27 protein-coding genes are annotated in these 21,187 nt (G+C 69.0%); 8 read left to right on the top strand and 19 right to left on the bottom strand.

Features of this window, described 5'->3' with window-relative positions; translation table 11 throughout:
- The first annotated feature begins 70 nt into the window (after positions 1-70).
- A complete protein-coding gene (locus QE397_RS00875) occupies positions 71-394 on the top strand; it encodes a putative quinol monooxygenase (protein ID WP_307091097.1) in 324 nt (107 codons plus the stop codon).
- Here the strand turns inward: QE397_RS00875 and QE397_RS00870 are convergent.
- Complete coding sequence (locus tag QE397_RS00870) at positions 391-1,287, bottom strand: alpha/beta fold hydrolase (RefSeq protein WP_307091095.1); 897 nt, start codon at positions 1,285-1,287, stop codon at positions 391-393. The two genes, QE397_RS00875 and QE397_RS00870, sit on opposite strands and share 4 nt — an antisense overlap.
- 7 nt (positions 1,288-1,294) lie before the next feature.
- Positions 1,295-1,873: a TetR/AcrR family transcriptional regulator gene (locus QE397_RS00865; RefSeq protein WP_307091094.1), complete on the bottom strand. Its 579-nt coding sequence runs from the start codon at positions 1,871-1,873 to the stop codon at positions 1,295-1,297.
- Between the two features lie 53 nt (positions 1,874-1,926).
- Here QE397_RS00865 and QE397_RS00860 point away from each other — a divergent pair, with 53 nt between their 5' ends.
- Positions 1,927-2,844, top strand: a complete 918-nt coding sequence (locus QE397_RS00860) for an oxygenase MpaB family protein (RefSeq protein ID WP_307091091.1) — start codon at positions 1,927-1,929, stop codon at positions 2,842-2,844.
- 508 nt (positions 2,845-3,352) lie between these two features.
- A complete protein-coding gene (locus QE397_RS00855) occupies positions 3,353-3,862 on the top strand; it encodes an endonuclease domain-containing protein (protein ID WP_307091089.1) in 510 nt (169 codons plus the stop codon).
- A gap of 56 nt (positions 3,863-3,918) precedes the next feature.
- Here the strand turns inward: QE397_RS00855 and QE397_RS00850 are convergent, their stop codons facing one another.
- Together QE397_RS00850 and groL are read right to left on the bottom strand one after the other, a co-directional pair.
- On the bottom strand, positions 3,919-4,410 hold the full coding sequence (locus tag QE397_RS00850; RefSeq protein WP_307091087.1) for an alpha/beta hydrolase: 492 nt from the start codon (positions 4,408-4,410) through the stop codon (positions 3,919-3,921).
- 99 nt (positions 4,411-4,509) lie between these two features.
- Entirely contained in the window at positions 4,510-6,135 is a 1,626-nt protein-coding gene (gene groL, locus QE397_RS00845) for a chaperonin GroEL (RefSeq protein WP_027506274.1), read from the bottom strand.
- A 403-nt stretch (positions 6,136-6,538) separates the two neighbouring features.
- Between groL and QE397_RS00840 the strand changes: the two genes are divergently transcribed.
- On the top strand, positions 6,539-7,990 hold the full coding sequence (locus QE397_RS00840) for an amino acid permease (protein WP_307097296.1): 1,452 nt from the start codon (positions 6,539-6,541) through the stop codon (positions 7,988-7,990).
- Here QE397_RS00840 and QE397_RS00835 read toward each other — a convergent pair.
- From QE397_RS00835 to QE397_RS00800, 8 genes are all read right to left on the bottom strand, one after another.
- Entirely contained in the window at positions 7,987-8,928 is a 942-nt protein-coding gene (locus QE397_RS00835) for a serine/threonine-protein kinase (RefSeq protein WP_307091085.1), read from the bottom strand. The genes QE397_RS00840 and QE397_RS00835 overlap by 4 nt on opposite strands.
- A complete protein-coding gene (locus QE397_RS00830; protein ID WP_027506272.1) occupies positions 8,928-9,722 on the bottom strand; it encodes an HAD-IIA family hydrolase in 795 nt (264 codons plus the stop codon). Before QE397_RS00830 ends, QE397_RS00835 begins: the two co-directional genes overlap by 1 nt.
- An 18-nt stretch (positions 9,723-9,740) precedes the next feature.
- Complete coding sequence (locus QE397_RS00825) at positions 9,741-10,628, bottom strand: DMT family transporter (protein ID WP_307091082.1); 888 nt, start codon at positions 10,626-10,628, stop codon at positions 9,741-9,743.
- 5 nt (positions 10,629-10,633) lie between these two features.
- Complete coding sequence (locus QE397_RS00820) at positions 10,634-11,209, bottom strand: DUF6764 family protein (RefSeq protein WP_037186116.1); 576 nt, start codon at positions 11,207-11,209, stop codon at positions 10,634-10,636.
- A gap of 75 nt (positions 11,210-11,284) precedes the next feature.
- Positions 11,285-11,629: a UBP-type zinc finger domain-containing protein gene (locus tag QE397_RS00815; protein WP_056441460.1), complete on the bottom strand. Its 345-nt coding sequence runs from the start codon at positions 11,627-11,629 to the stop codon at positions 11,285-11,287.
- A complete protein-coding gene (locus tag QE397_RS00810; RefSeq protein ID WP_307091079.1) occupies positions 11,626-13,080 on the bottom strand; it encodes an ATP-binding protein in 1,455 nt (484 codons plus the stop codon). Before QE397_RS00810 ends, QE397_RS00815 begins: the two co-directional genes overlap by 4 nt.
- Before the next feature lie 31 nt (positions 13,081-13,111).
- Complete coding sequence (locus tag QE397_RS00805) at positions 13,112-14,803, bottom strand: FAD-dependent oxidoreductase (RefSeq protein WP_027506267.1); 1,692 nt, start codon at positions 14,801-14,803, stop codon at positions 13,112-13,114.
- Positions 14,804-14,841: 38 nt separating this feature from the next.
- Positions 14,842-15,768, bottom strand: coding sequence for a LysR family transcriptional regulator (locus QE397_RS00800; RefSeq protein ID WP_051613454.1), 927 nt, complete (start codon positions 15,766-15,768; stop codon positions 14,842-14,844).
- Between the two features lie 168 nt (positions 15,769-15,936).
- Here QE397_RS00800 and QE397_RS00795 point away from each other — a divergent pair, with 168 nt between their 5' ends.
- A complete protein-coding gene (locus QE397_RS00795; protein ID WP_056441446.1) occupies positions 15,937-16,347 on the top strand; it encodes a DUF5997 family protein in 411 nt (136 codons plus the stop codon).
- Positions 16,348-16,372: 25 nt separating this feature from the next.
- Here QE397_RS00795 and QE397_RS00790 read toward each other — a convergent pair whose 3' ends face one another.
- Entirely contained in the window at positions 16,373-16,702 is a 330-nt protein-coding gene (locus QE397_RS00790) for a hypothetical protein (protein ID WP_155957051.1), read from the bottom strand.
- A 205-nt stretch (positions 16,703-16,907) separates the two neighbouring features.
- Here QE397_RS00790 and QE397_RS00785 point away from each other — a divergent pair, with 205 nt between their 5' ends.
- The gene (locus tag QE397_RS00785) at positions 16,908-17,288 is read left to right on the top strand and encodes a DUF1304 domain-containing protein (protein ID WP_307091076.1); all 381 of its coding nucleotides are present in this window, start codon (positions 16,908-16,910) and stop codon (positions 17,286-17,288) included.
- A 10-nt stretch (positions 17,289-17,298) separates the two neighbouring features.
- On the opposite strand, the gene QE397_RS00780 is transcribed toward QE397_RS00785, so the two are convergent.
- The 6 genes from QE397_RS00780 to QE397_RS00755 are packed head-to-tail and all read right to left on the bottom strand — an operon-like array spanning position 17,299 to position 20,052.
- Entirely contained in the window at positions 17,299-17,850 is a 552-nt protein-coding gene (locus QE397_RS00780) for a hypothetical protein (RefSeq protein ID WP_027506263.1), read from the bottom strand.
- Complete coding sequence (locus QE397_RS00775; protein ID WP_307091073.1) at positions 17,847-18,671, bottom strand: Asp23/Gls24 family envelope stress response protein; 825 nt, start codon at positions 18,669-18,671, stop codon at positions 17,847-17,849. The genes QE397_RS00780 and QE397_RS00775 overlap by 4 nt, the downstream gene beginning before the upstream one ends.
- A complete protein-coding gene (locus QE397_RS00770) occupies positions 18,664-18,843 on the bottom strand; it encodes a DUF2273 domain-containing protein (RefSeq protein ID WP_027506261.1) in 180 nt (59 codons plus the stop codon). The genes QE397_RS00775 and QE397_RS00770 overlap by 8 nt, the downstream gene beginning before the upstream one ends.
- Before the next feature lie 23 nt (positions 18,844-18,866).
- A complete protein-coding gene (locus tag QE397_RS00765) occupies positions 18,867-19,187 on the bottom strand; it encodes a hypothetical protein (protein ID WP_307091072.1) in 321 nt (106 codons plus the stop codon).
- The gene (locus QE397_RS00760) at positions 19,184-19,570 is read right to left on the bottom strand and encodes a hypothetical protein (RefSeq protein WP_231476392.1); all 387 of its coding nucleotides are present in this window, start codon (positions 19,568-19,570) and stop codon (positions 19,184-19,186) included. The genes QE397_RS00765 and QE397_RS00760 overlap by 4 nt, the downstream gene beginning before the upstream one ends.
- On the bottom strand, positions 19,567-20,052 hold the full coding sequence (locus QE397_RS00755; RefSeq protein ID WP_056441439.1) for an Asp23/Gls24 family envelope stress response protein: 486 nt from the start codon (positions 20,050-20,052) through the stop codon (positions 19,567-19,569). Before QE397_RS00755 ends, QE397_RS00760 begins: the two co-directional genes overlap by 4 nt.
- 122 nt (positions 20,053-20,174) lie before the next feature.
- Here QE397_RS00755 and QE397_RS00750 point away from each other — a divergent pair, with 122 nt between their 5' ends.
- Positions 20,175-20,714, top strand: coding sequence for an RNA polymerase sigma factor (locus QE397_RS00750; RefSeq protein ID WP_307091069.1), 540 nt, complete (start codon positions 20,175-20,177; stop codon positions 20,712-20,714).
- Entirely contained in the window at positions 20,705-21,157 is a 453-nt protein-coding gene (locus tag QE397_RS00745) for a hypothetical protein (protein WP_307091067.1), read from the top strand. Before QE397_RS00750 ends, QE397_RS00745 begins: the two co-directional genes overlap by 10 nt.
- Positions 21,158-21,187 lie beyond the last annotated feature (30 nt).

The raw sequence follows: 21,187 nt of genomic DNA, 5'->3' as shown, positions 1-21,187 counted from the left end.
CGCGATACTAGTGCGGCCCGAGGGGGTACACAGGAACACGTCGGAGTTCGTACGAGCGAAGGAGCACCCCTTGATCTTCATCACCGCCAAGTTCCGAGTGAAGGCAGAGCACGCGGACGACTGGCCCGAGATCTCGCGAGCCTTCACCGAGGCCTGCCAGGCGGAGGAGGGATGCCTCTGGTACTTCTGGTCGCGCACACTCGACGATCCCACCGAGTACGTCCTCGTCGAGGCCTTCCGCGACCCGGATGCCGGCGCGGCCCACGTCCAGTCGGACCACTTCAAGCAGGCGCAGAAGGACCTCCCGCCGTACCTGCAGGAGACCCCGAAGATCATCAGCCAGGAAGTGGACGGGACCGACTGGAACGAGCTGGGAGAGCTCGCGGTCGGCTAGTTCTCCGCCAGCGTCCGGACGGCGTCGGCGAACTGTCCCGGGAGTTCCTGGGGCGGATTGTGCCCGGCGTCGACGGCGCGGACGTCGATCAGATCGGTGAAGTGCGCCGAGTGGTCGGATGCTCCGTACAGCGCCGCCACGGTGTCCTCCGTCGGATCGATCACGATGGTGGGCACCGTGATTCGCGGTTGCGTCGCCAACAGCTGTTCGGTCTCGGCGTAGGCCGCGTCCCCGGGTACCAGGCCGTACCGGTGGCGGTACGAATGGACCGCCACGCCCACGAAATCCGGGTTGTCGAACGACGGCGCCGTGGCGGCGAACTCGGAGTCACCGAACCTCCACGTCGGCGACCAGTCGGTCCACAGCGTCTGTGCGATCTCCGCGCGGTACGCCGCGAGACCGGCGCGACCTCGCTCGGAATGGAGGTAGTACTGGTACCAGTACCGCTTCTCCAGATGCGGTGGGGCCGGCGTCGTGGCAGCCGCCGCACGGTCCTGAACCAGGTATCCGGACACGCTGACAAGACCCGACACCGACTCCGGCCAGACAGCGGCGACGACACACGCAGCCCGGCCGCCCCAGTCGTACCCGGCGACGAGTGGCCGGTCGAGGTCCAGCGCCGCAATCAGTTCACGCAGGTCGTGACCGAGTGCCGCCTGTTCACCCGACCGCATCGTTCCGGCGTCGGCAAAGCGTGTCGGGCCGAAGCCGCGCAGATACGGAACGATCACATCGAATCCCTGTTTCGCCAGGATGCGCGCGACGTCGTCGTAGCAGCGGGTGTCGTACGGGAAGCCGTGCAGCAGTACGACGGTCCGCCCCGCCGGATCGCCGTGGCGCTCGTAGGCGACGTCGAGAACCCCGGCCCTGACGGTGCTGATCACTGGTGCCATGGATCCATCATGCCCGTCGACCACTGCGGCCGGCCGAGGTGACGACACCGATGCAGTGATCGACGAACCGCTGTCGATCCACCTCGATTCCGCCGTCGAGGTACATCGTGAACAGAGCCGTGAGCGCCCCCACGACGCCGGTCGCCGTCAGCTGGCGATCCGCGTCGTCGGACTCGAGTTGCTCGCCCACCACCGACACGAAGACGGGCATCGTCGCCATGCCCAGCGTGCTCAACGCGGGGTCCACGAACGGGGCTGTCAGCAGCACTCGGCCACGAGCCGGTTCGTCGATCATCAACTCCACGAACGCCGTGACGGCACGGCGGGCGCGCTCGTCCGGGCGACGGGCCTGACCCACGGCCGTGACCAGTGCCTCGCGCGCACCCCCGGCGACATCGCTATAGACGGTGCGCACGAACGTGTCCCGGTCGGTGAAGTTCTCGTAGAAGTAGCGTTCGGTGAGCGAGGCGCGCGAACACACCGAGCGCACGGTGACGGCGGGCCGACCGACCGAGCCGAGTAGTTCCACCCCGACCGCCAGCAGGGTTGCGCGTCGCTGCTCTCGCCGCGCCTCGAGCGTGGTCACGTTGCGACACCTCACTGTTGACGACCGTCCACCCTGCACCCTACGGTGACAACATGCGTAGTCAGCCGTTGGGGCCGGAGTCACTCACCTGGCGATACTTCGGGGACTGGCGCGGCATGCTGCAGGGGCCCTGGGCCGGCTCCATGCAGAACATGCACCCGGCACTCGGCGCTGCCGTGACCGAGCACTCGACCTTCGAGTCCGAGCGATGGCAGCGCGTGATGCGGTCGCTGTACCCCATCGGGGGCGTGGTCTTCGACGGCGACCGTGCGGCGGACACCGGCGCTCGAATCCGGAACTATCACAAGGACATCAGCGGTCTCGACGCCCACGGGAAGCCGTACCACGCCCTCGATCCCGACGTCTTCTACTGGGCGCACGCCACGTTCTTCGTCGGCACGATGCTCACCGCCGACTACTTCATGGGCGGCATCACCGAGGCCGAGCGCGAGCAGCTGTTCGTCGAACACCGGCAGTGGTACTCCCTGTACGGCATGAGCATGCGCCCGGTTCCCGAGACCTGGCCCGACTTCCAGCGCTACTGGGACCACATGTGCCGCGAGGTACTCGAGGACACCGCCGCCGCACGCTCGGTGCTCGACATGTCCGCCCTCCCCCGCCCACCCTTCCTCCCCTGGTTGCCCCGGCGAGTGTGGGCCCTTCTGCTCCCCGGCATCGAGAAGTCCGCGGTTCGGATGACCGTCGGTCTTTACGACCCAGCGGTCCGAGATCTCCTGGGCTACACCTGGACCGACAAGGACGAGCGATGGCTCCGCCGCGTCGGCACACTGGTGAACCTGGCCTTCCGCATGGTCCCGGCGCGCCGGCGTATGCATCCCCGAGCCCGAGCCGGCGTCGACATCGCTGCCGGTCGGCAGCCCACGAACTCGCCGCTCGCGGAGACCCCCGACCGCAACCTGCCACCCCTCGGGCGTCGGGACAATCCCCGGCATTACGTACCCGGCCGCTGACCGCACGTCAGTGCACCCGATCGCGCACGAATCAGCGGAATGGCAGATTCCGGCACCATAATGTGGCTCCAGATGCAACAGCCGCTGGAGGGCTCTTGATGAGCGATCGGTAGTCCACAGGGGCACCTCCTAGTTGGACTACCGCCACTACGGGCGTCGCGACACTGTTGCGATGGACGTATTCACCTGGCACCAGCTCATCGCCGGCGGAATCGACGGCTCGACGGTGAGCCGGCGGGCGGCACGCGGCGCTCTTCACCGTGTGCTTCCCGGTGTCTACTCGTCGGAAGTGCCTACGTACACCACACGATGCGAGGCAGTGAGGCTCTGGAAGCCCGACGCAGTGTTCAGCCACGACACCGCGGCGTGGATGTGGGACCTTCTCCCCGAGGAGCCGGCCCTGGTGCACGCCACTGTTCCGAGGACCGGCACCACGAGGGGTCCCGACTGGGTGAGGTTGCATCGTCGAACCCTGACGAACGTCAGATGGTTGGGGGACATACCTGTCGTGTCCCTCGAACACGCGATCCTCGACGTCGCCGGCACGTTGACCCGGCCGCAGTTCGAGAAGGTGATCGACAGGGCGCTGTCACGGGCGGTGAGCTGGCGTTCCCTGGCGCAGCTGTGCGACGAGGCGAAGGGGATGACCGGCATGCGTCTGCTGCGTGACCAGTTGCGGCGAGCATGCCCCCACACACTGTCCGAACCCGAGCGCATGGTGGCGCGAGCTCTCACCGCCCGCAACATGCACCTGGAAATCAATGGCAAGGTCGGCCCGTACTACGGAGATCTGGTGGACCGGCGCGGGCGCGTGGTGGTGGAGATCGATGGGCGTGAGTTCCACACGGCTGCAGACGTCTTCACCAGTGATCGGCGCCGCCAGAACGCACTGGTGTTGGACGACTGGATGGTGCTGCGATATTCCGCAGCGACCGTGTCCGCCCACGTCGACGCTGTCGCGGACGAGGTAGTCGCCACCGTGCGCCGTCGACGATCCTTGGCTCGACGACGCACGTGACTGCACCCGATCGCACCCGAATCTGCCGTTTCGCAGAATTACCGACGATCGGGTGCCTACACGTGCAGCGAGGCCACAACCTCCCCGACAGCACCCTCGAACTGGTGCCCACCCCGCTGGTGCTCGACCACCCGAGCGCCCGGGAGCCGCGCGGAGGCCAGTGCGAGGTGCGCGAACGGCACCACGTCGTCGTCGCGGCAGTGGTGCAACGTCAGGGAGACCTCCGGCGAGACGGTCGGCCACTCGTACTGGTGGACGTCCCAGCCCGCGGCACTCCAGTCGGGCATCGCGAGCAACGTGGCGGCGGGAACCGGGACCGAAGCGAGCACGTGCAGCAGGACGGTGGCGCCGAAGGAGTGCGCGATCACGACGTCGGGACTCGCCTCGAGGCCGCGGCGTATCGGTCCTGCCCACGCCTCGACGCTCATGTCGTCGCTCGGGATGCGGGGCATGTCGACCGTCGCGCCGAGCAGCGCGCCGAACTCCTCCGCCATCGGCTCGTCGTCGTCCTCGCCGCCGGCGCCGTGGACGAACAGCAGTCTCGTCATACCGATACCGACTCGACGGGGCGCCGGAACTCACCGCGGAACGCCGAGAGCCGGCCACCCGTGAGGGTGACCGGCTCTCGTGCGATCAGGGAGCGGGACTCAGAAGTCCATGCCGCCCATGCCGCCGGTCGGATCGCCCGCGGGCGCTCCGGCCTTCTCCGGCTTGTCGGCGACGACGGCCTCGGTGGTGAGGAACAGAGCCGCGATCGACGCTGCGTTCTGCAGTGCCGAGCGGGTGACCTTGACCGGGTCGTTGATGCCGGCGGCGAGCAGGTCCTCGTACTCGTTGGTCGCGGCGTTGAGGCCGTGGCCGAGGGGGAGGTTGCGCACCTTCTCCGCGACGACGCCGGGCTCGAGGCCGGCGTTGAACGCGATCTGCTTCAGCGGTGCCTCGAGGGCGACGCGAACGATGTTCGCGCCGGTGGCCTCGTCGCCCGTGAGGTTGAGGTTCTCGAGTGCGGGAGCCGACTGCAGCAGCGCGACGCCACCACCGGCGACGATGCCCTCCTCGACAGCTGCCTTGGCGTTGCGCACGGCATCTTCGATGCGGTGCTTGCGCTCCTTGAGCTCGACCTCGGTGGCGGCACCGGCCTTGATGACTGCAACGCCACCGGCCAGCTTGGCCAGGCGCTCCTGCAGCTTCTCACGGTCGTAGTCCGAGTCGGAGTTCTCGATCTCGGAACGGATCTGCGAGACACGACCCGCGATGGCGTCGGCGTCGCCGGAGCCCTCGATGATGGTGGTCTCGTCCTTGGTCACGACGACCTTGCGAGCCTGGCCGAGCAGCTCGAGTCCGGCACCCTCGAGGGAGAGGCCGACCTCTTCGCTGATGACCTCGCCACCGGTGAGGATGGCGATGTCGGCGAGCTGCGCCTTGCGACGGTCACCGAAGCCCGGTGCCTTGACGGCGACGGACTTGAAGGTGCCACGGATCTTGTTCACGACGAGGGTGGAGAGCGCTTCGCCCTCGACGTCCTCGGCGATGATCAGGAGCGGCTTGCCGGACTGGATGACCTTCTCCAGCAGGGGCAGCAGGTCCTTGACGGTGGAGACCTTCGAGCTGACGAGCAGGATGTACGCGTCTTCGAGGACGGCTTCCTGACGCTCGGCGTCGGTGACGAAGTATCCCGAGATGTAGCCCTTGTCGAAGCGCATGCCCTCGGTGAGCTCGAGCTGCAGGCCGAAGGTGTTGGACTCCTCGACCGTGATGACGCCTTCCTTGCCGACCTTGTCCATGGCCTCGGCGATGAGCTCGCCGATGGACGCGTCGCCTGCGGAGATACCAGCGGTCGCAGCGATCTGCTCCTTGGTGTCGATCTCCTTGGCGGACTTCAGCAGGGACTCGGTGACAGCGGCGACGGCTGCCTCGATGCCGCGCTTGAGGCCGAGCGGGTTCGCGCCGGCTGCGACGTTGCGCAGGCCTTCGCGGACGAGTGCCTGAGCGAGAACGGTCGCGGTGGTGGTGCCGTCACCTGCGACGTCGTCGGTCTTCTTGGCGACCTCTTTGACCAGCTCTGCGCCGATCTTCTCGTACGGGTCCTCCAGCTCGATCTCCTTGGCGATGGACACACCATCGTTGGTGATCGTGGGGGCGCCCCACTTCTTCTCGAGTACGACGTTGCGACCCTTGGGGCCCAACGTCACCTTGACTGCGTCGGCGAGGCTGTTCAAGCCCCGTTCGAGGCCACGGCGTGCCTCTTCGTCGAACGCGATGATCTTGGCCATTGCGAAGTGATCCTCCGGATTGGGGGTGACACACGAAGCGACCGCGGGTGGGTCGCTCCCTTTCCACATCCGGCCGAGTCGGTGCCCGCGACGGACGACCAGGGGTGTCGATGATTCCCGATCTCACCTCTTCGACCTGGCACTCACAGTACGCGAGTGCCAACCAGATTTCTAGCAGTCGAGGTGGTCGAGTGCAAGGTCATCGTCGAGTGGTCGCGATTCACACGGTGTTCACGTGCCGGAACGACGACCGACTCACGCGTGAGAAGAATGTGTGACGCGACCAGTTGTCGCGCGCCACAACAGAATCCACGCGAATCGGACATATGCACCCGCCCACCCCTGCGGACGAAAGGACCACATCGTGTCCGATGCAGTCGACACCGGTTACGACAACTCGGCGATGGCACACGAGGAGGAGGGCTACGACAAGGGCCTGAAGCCTCGGCAACTGCAGATGATCGCCATCGGCGGCGCGATCGGCACCGGCCTGTTCCTCGGCGCGGGCGGCCGCCTCGAGTCCGCGGGCCCGGGCCTGTTCATCACCTACGCCGTCTGCGGCGTCTTCGTCTTCTTCATCCTCCGAGCGCTCGGCGAGCTGGTGCTCCACCGCCCGTCCTCCGGATCGTTCGTCTCCTACGCCCGCGAGTTCTACGGCGAGAAGGCCGCCTACGCGGCCGGGTGGATGTACTTCCTCAACTGGGCGATGACGGCGATCGTCGACGTCACGGCCGTCGCGACATACATGCACTACTGGGGCGCCTTCAAGGGCATCCCGCAATGGACCATCGCCCTGATCGCACTGGCCATCGTGCTCGCCGTGAACCTGGTGTCGGTGAAGTGGTTCGGCGAGATGGAGTTCTGGGCGGCCATGATCAAGGTCGCGGCGCTGGTGACCTTCCTGGTCGTCGGCACCGTCTTCCTCGCCGGTCGTTTCGACGTCGACGGCCAGTCGACCGGCTTCGGCGTCATCTCGGGCAACGGCGGCCTCTTCCCCACCGGGGCGTGGCCGCTGGTCATCGTCACGTCAGGTGTCGTCTTCGCCTACGCGGCCGTCGAGCTGGTCGGGACCGCGGCCGGAGAGACCGAGAACCCGGCGAAGGTGATGCCGCGGGCCATCAACTCCGTCATCTTCCGCATCGCGGTGTTCTACGTGGGATCGCTGATCCTGCTGGCGCTGCTGTTGCCGTACACGACCTACCGGGCCGGGGAGAGCCCCTTCGTCACGTTCTTCTCCCGCATCGACGTCGAGGGCGCCGGCACGATCATGAACATCGTCGTGGTCACCGCGGCGCTGTCCAGCCTCAACGCCGGGCTGTACTCCACGGGCCGCATCCTGCGGTCGATGGCGATGAACGGCAGCGCGCCGTCGTTCACGGCGCGGATGAGCCGGAACGGTGTCCCCTACGGCGGCATCCTGCTCACCGGTGCCCTGACACTCCTCGGCGTGGCGCTCAACGCGTTCAAGCCCGGCGAGGCGTTCGAGATCGTGCTCAACATGTCGGCCCTCGGCATCATCGCCTCGTGGGCGACCATCGTGCTCTGCCAGCTGCAGCTCTACCGGTGGAGCCGCAAGGGCATCCTCGAACGGCCGTCGTTCCGGCTCTTCGGGGCGCCGTACACGAGCTACGCGACGCTCGCGTTCCTCGCCGCGGTGCTGGTTCTCATGGCGCTCGACGCGCCGATCGGGACGTGGACCGTCGCCACACTCGTCGTCATCGTGCCGATGCTCATCGGCGGCTGGTTCCTCGTCCGGGCCCGCGTCCTCAGCGTCGCCGAGGAGCGGATGGGCTACACGGGCAAGTACCCCGTCGTCGCGAACCGGCCGACGGATCCCGAGACGCCGAGCGACTAGCGACGTCGGTACCAGGGCCGGCCGGGCTCAGGTGGCGGGGAGGCCGGAGGCCGGTCGGGCTCAGGTGGCGGGGAGGCCGGAGGCCGGCCGGGCTCAGGTGGCGCGTGGTCCCTCAGGGCCCGCGCCACCGCCACGCTCAGGTCGTGGCACGACGCGAACCGGTCCGGCGGCTCCTTGGCCAGCGCGCGCTGCACGACGGCGTCGAGGCGGGTCGGCAGGTCGGCCCGACGCGAGCTGACGGACGGCGGGGTCCGCCTCAGCTGGGCGTCCATGACGGCGAACGGAGTGGCCAGCGGGAACGGCGGCCGTCCCGTGAGCAGTTCGACGAGGGTGGCACCGAGCGCGTAGATGTCGGTGCGGGCGGTGAGCGTGCCGCCCCGCAGCAGTTCGGGTGCCGCGTAGCCGATCGATGTCAGCACCGTCCCGTCGTCCGACACCAGCGGTGTCGGCGAGGACGTCGACCGCGCGATTCCCCAGTCGGACAGCAGAACCTGCTCCCGGGTGTCCGCATCGGCGACACTCGCGAGCAGGATGTTGGCCGGCTTGACGTCCCGGTGGACGATCCCGAGCCCGTGCGCGTGATCGAGGGCTCTCGCCACGCCGTCGACGATGCGGGCGGCTCGGTGGACGTCGAGTGGGATCTGTCCGCGCGCGACGAGGCGGGCGGCGCTGTACCCGTCGACGTGCGACATCGACATCCACGGCCGCCCGCGGAACTCGCCGTGATCGTGCGCCGCGACGATGTTCGGGTGCTGCAGCAGGGCCCCGATCCGCACCTCGGCCGCGAACGCGTCCCGCGGGGCGTCCGCACGCAGGATCTTCAGGGTCTCCGGCGGTGCCGATCCACGTCGGGCGAGATACACCTCGGCGGTGCCGCCGTGACCGAGCAGTCTCTCGACGCGGAACCCCGCGAACTCGGATCCCGGCCGCAGGACCACTACCGACCGATCTCCAGCACCGCCGGCAGGTCCGCGACGGAGTCGACGACGAACGCCGGTTGCATCGCGTACTGGTCGCGTGCGTGCCGGTCGAGGCGTTCCTGACGGAACTTGCCCGTGCGGACCAACATGCCGCGCATGCCGACGACCTGGGCGGCGAGCACGTCGTTGTCGAGATCGTCCCCGACCATCACCACCAGGTCCGGATCGACGCCCATGCGTTCCGCCGACGTCTGGAAACCGAGCGGCGCCGGCTTGCCGACGGCCGTCGCCGTGCGGCCGGACGCCGATTCCATGCCCGTCAGATACATGCCCGTGTCGATGCGCAGCCCCTCGGCCGTGGTCCACATGAGGCTGCGGTGCATCGCGACGACGGGCACGCCCTGACACATCCAGTCGTAGACCCGGCTGAGCGCCTCGTGAGTGAACTGCTCGCCGGCGCCGCCGAGCACCACCACGTCCGGATCGCTGTCGACCCACTCCACGCCGGGCAGATCGTCGGCGATCCGGCCGCTGTTGAGGAGGACGCACCGTGCACCGGGGTACCGCGTCCGCAGGTGGTCGGCGGTGAGAGTGGCCGCGGTGACGATCTCGTCGGCGTGCACCTCGATGCCCGCATCGGTGAGCGCGTCGGAGATCTGCTCCCGCGTCTTCGACGTGGTGTTGGTCAGGAACGCGCACGCCACGTCGTTGCTGCGTAGCGTGCTCACCGTCTCCGCGGCCCCGGGCACGGGACGCCAACTGGTCATGAGCACACCGTCGATGTCGAACAGCACCCCACCGATCGGACTCATGCGACGAGCCTAGTGCCGCTACGGGTTCGGGGCAGGATGGGCGGGTTCGACGTTCTCGGCCGCGCCCGCGGACCGGGCCAGGGCCACCGCCGAGACCACCACGAGAATCAGGGCGACGACCAGCACCACCGTGACCTCACGATCGGCGTCGAGGTACTCGCCCAGCACGACGAATCCCAGCAGCGACGCGACCATCGGTTCCATCACGGTCGTCGCGGGCAGCGAGGCCTGCAACGCACCCACCTGGAAGGCCGACTGCTGCAGCGAGATCGCGACCACGGCCACGGCCACGAGCGCGTACGGCTCGACCGAGGTCAGCAGCGGCTGCGGTCCGCGTCCGGCGAGGTGGACGACACTCTTCGTCAGCACGGCCGCGACGCCGAACAGCGCACCGCCGGCCAGTCCCAGCAGCAGGGCGCGCCGGGACCGGGAGCCGCTGCGCGCGCCGAGAACACAGGCGAGAACGAACGGGATTCCGACGCAGAGAACGACGACCCAGTGCCGCGTCTCGGCGCGTTCCACGCCGGGCCGCGGATCGCCCACGACGACGAGGACCGCGATGGCCGCCGTCAGCGCGGCAGCCCACAGCCAGTCCTTCGCCGACACGGTGCGGCCGGAGAACCGAGCACCCAGCGGCAGCGCGAACAGCAGGGACAACACGAGGAGCGGCTGCACCAGGAGAAGGGATCCGAGCCCCAACGCCGCCGCCTGCAGGCCGTAGCCGCCGATGCCGACGACCGTGCCGATCCACCACAGCGGCTCGCGGATCAGCGTGGTGATGGGTCCCAGCCGACCGACGGACTCGTCGGGAATCGACGCCGCCGACCGCTGGCGGACGACGGTACCGACAGCGATGCACACCGCCGCCCCGACGGCGCAGAGCACCGCCAGGACGGTGGCGTTCACGACGGTTACAGACCGGCGATGCAGGACCGCCCGGTGGAGAGGTCGAGAGCGAAGGAGTTGAGACCGGCGCAGTTCACGCCCGTGACCGTGCTGGCCGTCGCGCCGCCGCCGTACCCGGCGATGGCGACGGAGGTGGCTCCGTTCGTGGCGAAGGACTGCGAGATGCCGCCACCGAGGGAGTACGAGTACGAGGTACCCGCTCCCAGAACGGCACTCAGCGCGGTGCCGAAGCCGGTGGCGTTCGACGTCGAGCGCCCGCCGTCGGCGACGCTGACCGCGGTACCGCTCTCGGACGCCGACGACGTGGCGACGCCGGCGCCGGTGGCCTTGGCTCCGCAGCTGGCCGTGTCGCTCACCTGGATGTCGTTGGCCGCGGGCGGGGACACGCAGGTGACCGGAGCCGCGGACGCCACCCCGGTACCGAGGATCGCCCCTGCGGCGATGGTGGCGCCGACCGCGACGGCTGCGCCGAATCGCGTTGCACGAGAGGAACTTCGATCCGAGCGCGTGGCGTTGGAGAAGAAGGACGAGGTGGGAATGAACGACACGGACGGCTCCTGAGGCTGTGCGAGAGAATGCATCGTGCAATGCACCGCAGACCTTACCGCCCGCTCGTCCCTACCGGCGGGTAACTCCATAACGATTCGATGTTGGGTTCAGCGGACGTGGCGCTGCCAGTCCCAGGGGACCCGAGACGACGGTCCGGGCACCGTCTGGTCCATCGGATGATGCTGCGGCGCAGCGAGTTCGGGACCGTCGAAGCCCTCCTCGGTGACGTAGTTCCAGAACCACGTCTCCCCGGGTTCGAACGACTGCACGACGGGATGACCGCTGGTCGCGGCATGGGCACTCGCGTGCTGCGACGGTGAGGAGTCACAGCATCCGACGTGGCCGCACTGAGCGCACCGACGCAGGTGCACCCACCACCCGTCGGTGGCGTCGCACTCCACGCAGCCCGTGCCGCTGGGCGGTACCGCGGTGTCGATTCCGTTCGTGCTCATCCGACTTCCTCCTCTGCGGTCGGCATCGGCGCCCCGGCCGGGCCGTCGATCGGTATTCGTACCTGGAACCGGGTGTCTCCCGGCTCCGACAGCAACCGTAGGTCGCCGCCGTGCTTCTTCACCACGATCCGCCACGAGATGTCGAGGCCCAGACCGGTGCCCTCGCCCACAGGCTTGGTGGTGAAGAACGGTTCGAAGATGCGGGACCGGATCGCCTCCGGAACCCCCGGGCCGGTGTCCCCGATCTCGATGAGGGCCGTGTCGTTCTCCCGCGCCGTGCGCAGAGTGAGCGTTCCGTGGCCGTCCATGGCCTGTACGGCGTTGTCGATGAGGTTGGTCCACACCTGGTTGAGCTCCGCGGCGTACGCCGCGACGGGAGGCAGCGCCGGGTCGAAGTCCTTGACCACCGTGATGTCGTCGCCGATCTTGCGACCGAGCATCACCAGGGTGCTCTTGAGGAGGACCCGCAGATCCACCTTCTGGAACGGCGCACGGTCCATCTGCGAGTACTGCTTCGCGGCGTTGACCAGCGTCGACACCCGTGTGGTGGAATCGGAGATCTCGTTCATGAGCAGTTCGGTCTCGATGGTGTAGTTCAGCCAGCGGATCGTGCTCTCGAGAAGCTCCGCCCCCGTGTCCGCGGCGACGCGCTCGAGCCAGTCGGCCTCGATGCCGGCCTGCACGAAGGTCGGGGCGAGGTCCCACCCGTCGGAGATGCCGTGGTCCTCGAACCACTCCCCCAGCGCGTCCTCCCGGTCGGAGGCCTCCATGGGAGTGAGCTCCGGCGCTTTGCCCACCAGTTCGGCGGCCTCGTCCTGCAGGCGGATCAGACCCGTCAGGGAGTCGGTGTCGTAGACGCCCGACGCGATGACGCCGAGTTTGCGGCGCATGTGCGACACCCGGTCCCGCAGCGCCGCCGTCGCACGGACCGCCGCGGCGGCCGGGTTGTTCAGCTCATGTGTCAGACCGGCCGACAGCGACCCCAGCGCCAGCAACCGCTCCCGCTGGTCGATGACCTGCTTGCTGCTCTGCTGACCGAAGAACAGTCCCTCGAGCATGTGGACCGCCATGGGGAACCACTCTCGAACCAGGTCTCCGAACCGCTCGGCGTCGAGCACGAAGAACCGGGACGGACGCGTCACGTCCATGCCCGACATGTACTTCTGCGGGGCGCGGTCCCCGAGGTACGCCTGCCACGCACCCGCGTAGACGCCCCGCGACGACGTGCGGTTCACCTCGATCTTCTCGCCGCCGGACATCCTGGTCAGCACCAGTTCCCCGTCGAGGAGCACGTAGAAGCACGTGGCGTCGTCGCCCTCCGCGAACACGGGACCGGCCTCGATCATCTCCACGTGCCCGTTGGCACACAGTTGCTCGAGCTGCTCGTCGTCGAGCGACTCGAAGAGGAACAGCGTCTTCAGTTCCTCGGTGCTGCAGTCGAGTTCGGTCATGATGATCCAGCTTCCGGGACGCGTGCGGTGGTCAGGGTTGGGCGAGATAGCGGTGGACGAGCATGACGGCCATCGCACCCTCACCGACGGCCGACGCGACGCGCTTGGCGGAGTCCGCGCGCACGTCGCCCGCCGCGAAGATGCCGGGCACGCTGGTCTCGAGATGGTGCGGTGCGCGGTCGACCGACCAGCCCGGAGGGCGGGCCCCGTCGACCGTGAGGTCCTGACCCGAGACGACGAAGCCGTGGCGGTCGCGCACCACCACGCCGTCCAGCCACTCGGTCCGCGGCGCCGCCCCGATGAAGAGGAACAGGTAGCCCGTGTCGACGGTCTCCTCGTCGCCGGAGACCTTGTCGCGCAGGGTGATCTGTTCGAGGTGGCCGTCGCCGTGCGCGGCGGTCACCTCGGTGCAGGGGCGGACGGAGATGACGGGGTTCTTCTCGATCTGCTGCACGAGGTAGTACGACATGGAGGCTTCCAGCGACTCGGCGCGCACCACGATGGTCACCGACCGCGCCCACTTGGACAGGTACATCGCTGCCTGACCGGCGGAGTTCGCGCCGCCCACGATGTACACGTCCTGATCGGTACAGCCGACCGCCTCGGTGACCGCGGAGCCGTAGAAGACGCCGCGACCGGCGAACTCGTCGACCCCCGGCGCCGGATGCCGGCGGTAGGAGACACCCGTGGCGAGGATGATCGAGTGCGCGGCGATCGCACTGCCGTCGGTCAGACGCACCACGCGCGCCGGCCCGTCGACCTCGACACCCGCGACCTCGCGGGTGGTGACGAGTTCGGCGCCGAACTTCTCGGCCTGCCGACGTGCACGCTCGGCCAGCTGTGCGCCGGACACCCCGTCCGGGAAACCGAGGTAGTTCTCGATGCGCGAGCTCTGGCCCGCCTGCCCACCCGTCGCGGTGCGCTCGACGAGGACCGTCCGGAGACCCTCGGACGCGCCGTAGACGGCCGCGCCCAGGCCGGCGGGCCCGCCGCCCACGACGACGAGGTCGTAGAAGTCCTCCGTCGGCGTGGTGCCCAGACCGAAGTACTCGGCCAACTCGGTGTCGGTGGGGTCGAGCAGACACGACCCGTCCGCGCACACCACCACCGGCAGCGTGCGATCGTCGTGACCCGCCGCCGCCAACAGACGCGCTCCCTCGGGCTCGTCCGCGAGGAACCACCGGTACGGCAGCCTGTTGCGGGCGAGGAACTCGCGCATCTCCGACGATCGAGACGCCCACCGACCCGCGATGATCTTGGTCTCCAGGATGGGCCGGATGTCGGCGGCGTGCCACGCGTCGAGCAGCGTGTCCACCACCGGGTACAGCTTCTCCTCCGGCGGATCCCACGGCTTGAGCAGGTAGTAGTCGAGGTCGACGACATTGATCGCCTCGATGGCGGCGTCGGTGTCCGCGTACGCCGTGAGGAGCACGCGGCGCGCGAACGGGAAGATGTCCATGGCCTGCTCGAGGAACTCGAGACCGCTCATCGACGGCATGCGGTAGTCCGCGAGCAATACCGCGACCTGGTCACCGCGCAACGCGATCTCTCGCAACGCCTCCAGGGCGGACTCGCCGGACTCCGCCCGGATGATGCGGTACTTCTCGCCGTACTTGCGCCGCAGATCGCGGGCGACGGCGCGGGACACCCCGGGATCGTCGTCCACGGTGAGGATGGCCGGCTTGCTCGCGCCGGCCGAACTTCGGGGAGCTGGGTCGCTCACGAACCCGCCTTTCCACTCGTCACGACGGCGACAGTATGTCAGCGTCGTCGGCGGGGCACCTGACTTCGCTTGGCGGCCGGCCCCGGAGCAGCTGCCTTCTTCTTCTTCCTCGGCGGTGTCCCGCGTTCGGACTCGGTACGCGAGCTGTGCGCGGCCCGTCCGCGCACCACCCCCAGGAACTCCTGCGGCAGGTCGAGTGTTCCCTCTTCGGGTGCGGCGACCGATGTGGGCCAGGCCAGGAAGATCCGGGTGGGGTCCGCGTCGGTGACGGGCCGGTAGAGCAGGTCCTTGCGACTGTGCAGTCGGGCCAACGAGTGCGGCACGAGCACCGGGCCGACACCGGCGGCCACCATCTCGAGCGTCGTCGGCAGCGACGCCTCGGATCGGTCGGAGCCGTCCTGCAGCGACTCGCCCTCGAGATCACCGAGCGTGACGGCGTCGTAGGCCGCGGCCGGATGGTCCTTGGGCACCACCACGACGGCGACCTCGGAGTACAGCGGGACGCAGTGCAGCCCCTCCCGTTCGGCGGGCTCCCGCACGAAGCACATGTCGACCACACCCGTCCGCAGCGCGTCGAGCTGGTCCGACTCCTCGACGACGACCGTCTGCAGGTCGGTGCCGGGGTGGCGATCCGCCCAGATCCGGGTCCATTTCGTGACCGTCACTCCCGGAACGAAACCGACCCGCAGCGTCGGCCGCGCCGGCGCTGCCGCAGCCTCCTCGGCGCGGCGGCGATCGTCCTCCGCCACGATGTCGCGGGCCCGGTCGAGCAGAGCCCGTCCGGCCTCGGTGAGTTCGGTGGGCCCGTCGCCCGGAACGAACAGGGGTTCGCCGACCTCGTCCTGGAGTTCCTTGACCGCGGCACTCAGTCGGAGCCGGGAGATGTTCAGCGCCTTCGCCGCGCGCCCGAACGCGAGCGTCTCGGCGACCTCGATGTACCAGCGCAGGACGGTCGCATCGTTCACCGGGCCAGCGTAGTCCCCGCTGCGCTCGGCCGACTTCCCGCTGCGCTCGGCCGACTTCCCGCTGCGCTCGGCCGACTTCCCGCTGCGCTCGGCCGACTTCCCGCTGCGCTCGGCCGACTTCCCGCTGCGCTCGGCCGTGGTCGGCCGTGCGGGCGCTACGCTGGCGCGGTGAGCCAGGACCTGAACGCCCAGACGATGAAGCCTCTGACGGCTGCTGCCAAGCTCGGGATCTTCCTGCCGGCGGCGCCGGAGGAGTTTCGCTCCCAGCCCATCACGCGAGGCGACCTCGAGGCTCTGCGCCAGAATCCGCCGCAGTGGTTGAGCGATCTGTGGACGGCGGGGCCGTTCCCCCGCGACGTCGTGGCGCGCAAACTCGGCGTCACCAACACCGCACTGGCGCGCAACGACGTGTCCGACTCGATGACGCAGGCCGAGATCGACGCGCTGTCCGCCGAGGAACCGGACTGGCTGAAGGCCGAACGCGAGAACTACGCGGAGGTGCAGCGCGAGGCCGTCCGCGTGAAGGAGAAGGAAGAGGCGCGCCGGGCGCAGACCAACAGGCCCCCGAAGAACCGCTGACGGACGCGCGGCCCGGCGAGCCGGGTCAGCCGACGAAGCGCTGGGCGACCACGTCGACCTGCGGAGCCTGATGCGCCGAGCGGCGCCGCCCGACCTCGTCGATGCCGCCCATGAGCGCGGCGACCAGACCTGCGGGGTCGGTGTTCCACTGGCGCTCGATGGCCTCGATCTCACCCGGCAGGAACAGGCCGGTGAACCGCAGATCGGACACCCACTGCCCGATGTCGCCGCACGAGATGGTGGTCAGGACGTCCTGGTCCACGCCGATCTCGAACTCATCGCAGAAGACCGCGCGGATCATCTCGGTGTGGCCGGTGTTGACCGCGTGTGAGCGGTGCGCCAGAAGGTCGTGCATGTGGTTCTCCCCGACACGAGGGGCGTCGACACGACGCCGAATCTGTGTGTAACGAAGCGGGATCGTGGAGCGATACACCATCTCGTCCGTGGGCCGAAGCGTACGCGCCGGACGAGGGTCCCGGGGCTCCTGTGACAACTTCGTGAGAAAACACAACTGGTGCTGGCCCCGTGCCGTGTGGCAGGTGCGGCGCATACTGACCGGCATGACCGCCGTCGCTGCTGTTCTGGCCGCTCTCGCCGCCGCGCTCCACGTGTACATCTTCGTTCTGGAGTCCTTGGTCTTCCGCACCAAGGGCCGTCACGTCTTCGGCGTGCGGGAGGAGTCCCACGTCGACGTCGTCGAGCGGTGGGCCTTCAACCAGGGCTTCTACAACCTGTTCCTCGCGGTGGGTGCCGCGGTCGGCGCGGTGAACCTGGCGGCGGGGAATCACACCGTCGGCGCCGTCCTGGTCTTCGTGTCCGCGGGATCGATGGTCGGCGCCGGCAGTGTTCTGCTCGGCACCGACCGTCGGATGATGAAGGGCGCGCTCGTGCAGATCGTCCCGGCAGGACTGGCCGTCGTGGCCACCGCACTCGCGCTCTGAGCCGCGAGGGTCAGGCCGAGAGCAGTACCCGAACGCCGACGGCACCGTCGCCGACGACCGACGCGACCGCGCTGCGCACGTCCGTCAACTTCTCCGCTACGGTGCGCAGCGATGCGGACTCCTCGGCCCGCACCACCACGGTGATCACCGGGACACGGCGACCGTCGGACCGCTCGTGACGCAGACGCGCACGCGCGGACTTCACCCCGTCGACCTCGCGGGCGGTGTCGGCCGCCCTGTGAGCGACCGATCGCAGATCGACGGTCACGCGGCCGTCGGGATCGCCGGTGACCGGCAGCGACAGGGTGCGCCCCGCTGAGGACGGCAGCCTTCGTACCAGTGAGAACACCACGAGCAGCGCGATCAGCACTCCGGCGCCGAGGAGAGCCCACGGCCACCACTGCTGGTCCTGCGCGTCGGTCACCACCGACGCGTCGACCTCGGTGAGTTCGAACGGGAGTCGATCGCGCTGCCACAGTGCGGCGCCACCGCCGACGGCCACGAGCGCGAGTCCGATGATCAGGACACCGAGGCGGTCGAAGAACACCGTGGTCCGCTTCATTTCTCGCCTCCTGCGACAGTCGGGGTGGCCGTGGTCTCGGGTGCGGCCGCCACCGTGGGTTCCGGCTCGGTCACCTTCGCCAGGTCGGCCTTGTGCACCCACACGTCGTCCGCGATCCCGCTGGACCGGTACCGACGGGCGCGCCACTTGAGCGAGGCCAGGACGACGAGAACTCCGACAACCGCCACGGCGATGCCCGCGGGGAACATCCAGGACAGGGGTGTGAGTCCGTCGATCCAGTCGAGTGCGCTCGCCGTCCACTCTCGACCGCTGATGATTGAGAACCCGACCAGCGCGTCGCGGATCAGCACACCGGCCCCGGCGAGGAGCAGCAGCGACACCACGATCGCGATCGGGGTCGCGGCCGGAGCCGCGAGCGGCCGGGTGGTCGGCGCCGGAGTCGCGCCCGACGCCGGCGCGGCGGACGAGGACACGGAACCGAAGTCGCCGACGTGTACGTCGACGGAATCCGTGCGCAGGCCCGAGTCGGTCATGCCGCGCGCGATGTCGCGGCGGAGATCGTCGGCCACGGACGCCGCCGAGCGCGGCCACGCCACGGTCACGTCGACGGCGGCGCGTACGCGGTCGTCCTGCTTCGTCACCTTCACACGGGACGGTTTGCGGCCGAAGCTCCCGCCGGAGGTGACGACACCGTCGGTGCGACCGAGGGAGGCGTCGGCGATGGACTCGACCGCGCGATCGAGGACTGTGAGCGACCCACGCTGCGCGGGGTCGATCGTCCCGGGGTCGGGCCTGTCGGACAGGCCTTTCGAGACGGTGTCCGCTGCGTCCGCCGTGTCGCTCGGGGCGGTGTCAGCCACGGCCGCGACCTCGCAGGAGTGCCTCGGGGTCGAAGTTTCCGTCGCGGTACGCGCCGACGGCGAACCCGATCGCACCCAGGACGAGAGCGACGAGGAATCCGGTGAATCCGCCGGCTGCGGCAGCGACTGCCAGAAGGAGGCCGGCGAGAAGGCCGATGGTCGAGGAAGTCATGGTGCTCCGATCGTGGAGAGCGGTCAGTTCTCCCGGGAGGGAGAACGTGGGTCCGTGGGTCTGGGTGGCCGGTCGGCCGAGCTCGTGGGCAGGTCGACGTAGGTGCGCCGCGCGGGCAGCAGTCGACGGACCCGGGACAGGCGGCGAACGGCGAGCCGTCGTCGGGAGACGCCGACGACCACCTGCGTCGCGACGGTCCCGCGGGAGAACTTCGCGTCGATGTCGCGCAACGCACGGATGAGCGACTCGGCGTCGCCCCCGGCGTCGGGATGGTGCGCTCTCGCCGCCGCACGCCGAGCCTCGCGATAGGCGGGGTCGGCGTGCGGCGGACGAGGCTGGGTCACGGGCGGAGAGTACCCCCGGGAGCCGAGGTCGACCCCGGCTCGGAGGACTCGGTCGGTTCCGGTCCGGAGGACCCTGTGTCGGCGCCGCCGTCCGACGGCGACGCCACGTCCTCGACCACGACGTGCACCGGGGCATCGACCACCGCACGGACCGCGCGGCGAACCGCGTCGGCCGTCTCGCGTACGACGGCGTCCGGGGTCACGGCGATGTGGATCTCGGTACCGTCGTCCCGAATCGCGACCCCGGCGACGCGCCTACCGGGAAGGTAGGTGCCTATCTCGCCGAACATCCCGCCGTGCAACGAGGCGACTCCGTCCACCGCGACGACCGCGTCCGCGACGAGATCGGCGCGATCGCTGCCCGACGGTGCCGCGGGGCTCATCGAACGCGTGCGGGTGCTGCGTCGTCGCGCTCGTCTTCTTCCTCGAACAGGAAGACGTCGTGCACGGTGATGTTGACCTCGGTGACCTGCAGGCCGGTCATCCGCTCGACCGCGTCGATCACGTTGCGACGGATGCCCGCGGCGAGATCCGCGATGGACACGCCGTAGTCGGCCACGATGTCGATGTCGACGGCTGCCTGGCTCTCGCCGACCTCCACGGACACGCCCTGCGAGTGGTTGACCCGGGCGCCGGGGATGCGCTCGCGCAGTGCACCGATGGCGCGGGTCGCGCCGCCGCCCACGTCGTGCACGCCCTGGACCTCACGGGTGGCGATGCCGGCGATCTTGGACACGACGACGTCCGCGATGGTGGTGCGGCCGTCGGACGCGACCAGTGCACCGGTGGAGTCGGTCTTCTTGTCCAGCGCACCGTTCGAGCCGGTGGCGGTGGTGGACGTGGTGGATCCCTGTGCTGTCGTCATCTACGTCATCCTTTCGGGTTCGTTGTGTCGGGAGTAGGTCGAGGCGGACCGAGGAAAACGTATGCGGATGTGATGTATGCCACACCACTGTCGTTTCACACCCGCTGGTTCGAATCTGCTCCGTGGACAGCGATGCGGCTCTCGTCGACGCTGCGGTCATCGGTGACCGCGGCGCGTTCGAGGAGATCGTCCGCACGCACGGTCCCGCGATGTTCCGGTACGCCCGCAACATGTTGCGTGACGACGGCGTCGCGGAGGAGGTGGTCCAGGACGCGTTCGTCGCGGCCTGGAAGAGCCTCGGCAACTACCGGTCCGACTCGGCGCTGCGCACATGGCTGTTCGGTATCACCGCACACAAGGCCATCGACGCCACGCGGCGCCGCATCCCCCGTCCGCACGAGGAGTGGCTGTTCGACGACGCCGTCAGCGACGTGTCGGACGATCCGGAGGTGCGGGCGACGGAATCGCGGTTCCTCGCCGAGCTGCGCGTGGCCCTCGGGGCACTGCCACAGATGCAGCGCTCGTGCTGGTTGCTCCGCGAGGTCGAGGGAATGACTCATGTCGAGATCGGGGAGATCCTGTCCATGTCGCCGTCCGCGGTGCGCGGTCAGGTCACCCGCGCACGAACCACTCTGAGCGAGAGGATGGCGTCATGGCGTTAGACACGGCGGACGAGCCGGACGATCCCGTGCTCAGCCGCGCCGCACAGGAACTCCGAGACGAGGAGGTGCCGTCCTGGGTCGAGGCCAGCACGGCGATCCTCGCCGCACTCCGCGCGACGGCTCGGCGGACACGCGCGCTGGACGCCTCGCACCCGGGTTTCGTCGACGGCGACTCGCTGCGGGTGGGCGACCACCTGGTGCTCCTGTCCATCGCCCACGCCCTGTCGGAACTGCCCTGCGGGGTCAAGGGCATCGAACTCGACGTCGACGGACGCCGGTGTACCGGGGTGTCCCTGGACATCGCCGTGACGTACGGCCAGGACATGGCCGCGCTGGCGATGACACTGACCGGGAGGACGGCCGACGCGGTGAACACCACGCTCGGCACCGCTCTCACGGCGGAGGACGTCGCGGTGCACGTCGTGGACGTCCTACTACCCTGACGGCGTCACCACCCAGCCTGCCTGAACACA

The organism is Rhodococcus sp. SORGH_AS_0301, assembly GCF_030818285.1.
Lineage (GTDB): Bacteria > Actinomycetota > Actinomycetes > Mycobacteriales > Mycobacteriaceae > Rhodococcoides.
The sequence above is the reverse complement of the archived record's forward strand: the minus strand, read 5'-3'. Positions and strand labels throughout refer to the sequence as shown.

Bases quoted from the DNA above. Each gene is read 5' to 3' on its own strand.
- QE397_RS00870 (WP_307091095.1), bottom strand. From the start codon at position 1,287: ATGGCACCAGTGATCAGCACCGTCAGGGCCGGGGTTCTCGACGTCGCC.
- QE397_RS00860 (WP_307091091.1), top strand. From the start codon at position 1,927: ATGCGTAGTCAGCCGTTGGGGCCGGAGTCACTCACCTGGCGATACTTC.
- QE397_RS00850 (WP_307091087.1), bottom strand. From the start codon at position 4,410: ATGACGAGACTGCTGTTCGTCCACGGCGCCGGCGGCGAGGACGACGAC.
- groL (WP_027506274.1), bottom strand. From the start codon at position 6,135: ATGGCCAAGATCATCGCGTTCGACGAAGAGGCACGCCGTGGCCTCGAA.
- QE397_RS00840 (WP_307097296.1), top strand. From the start codon at position 6,539: ATGGCACACGAGGAGGAGGGCTACGACAAGGGCCTGAAGCCTCGGCAA.
- QE397_RS00830 (WP_027506272.1), bottom strand. From the start codon at position 9,722: ATGAGTCCGATCGGTGGGGTGCTGTTCGACATCGACGGTGTGCTCATG.
- QE397_RS00820 (WP_037186116.1), bottom strand. From the start codon at position 11,209: ATGCATTCTCTCGCACAGCCTCAGGAGCCGTCCGTGTCGTTCATTCCC.
- QE397_RS00815 (WP_056441460.1), bottom strand. From the start codon at position 11,629: ATGAGCACGAACGGAATCGACACCGCGGTACCGCCCAGCGGCACGGGC.
- QE397_RS00810 (WP_307091079.1), bottom strand. From the start codon at position 13,080: ATGACCGAACTCGACTGCAGCACCGAGGAACTGAAGACGCTGTTCCTC.
- QE397_RS00790 (WP_155957051.1), bottom strand. From the start codon at position 16,702: ATGCACGACCTTCTGGCGCACCGCTCACACGCGGTCAACACCGGCCAC.
- QE397_RS00785 (WP_307091076.1), top strand. From the start codon at position 16,908: ATGACCGCCGTCGCTGCTGTTCTGGCCGCTCTCGCCGCCGCGCTCCAC.
- QE397_RS00780 (WP_027506263.1), bottom strand. From the start codon at position 17,850: ATGAAGCGGACCACGGTGTTCTTCGACCGCCTCGGTGTCCTGATCATC.
- QE397_RS00770 (WP_027506261.1), bottom strand. From the start codon at position 18,843: ATGACTTCCTCGACCATCGGCCTTCTCGCCGGCCTCCTTCTGGCAGTC.
- QE397_RS00760 (WP_231476392.1), bottom strand. From the start codon at position 19,570: ATGAGCCCCGCGGCACCGTCGGGCAGCGATCGCGCCGATCTCGTCGCG.
- QE397_RS00755 (WP_056441439.1), bottom strand. From the start codon at position 20,052: ATGACGACAGCACAGGGATCCACCACGTCCACCACCGCCACCGGCTCG.
- QE397_RS00745 (WP_307091067.1), top strand. From the start codon at position 20,705: ATGGCGTTAGACACGGCGGACGAGCCGGACGATCCCGTGCTCAGCCGC.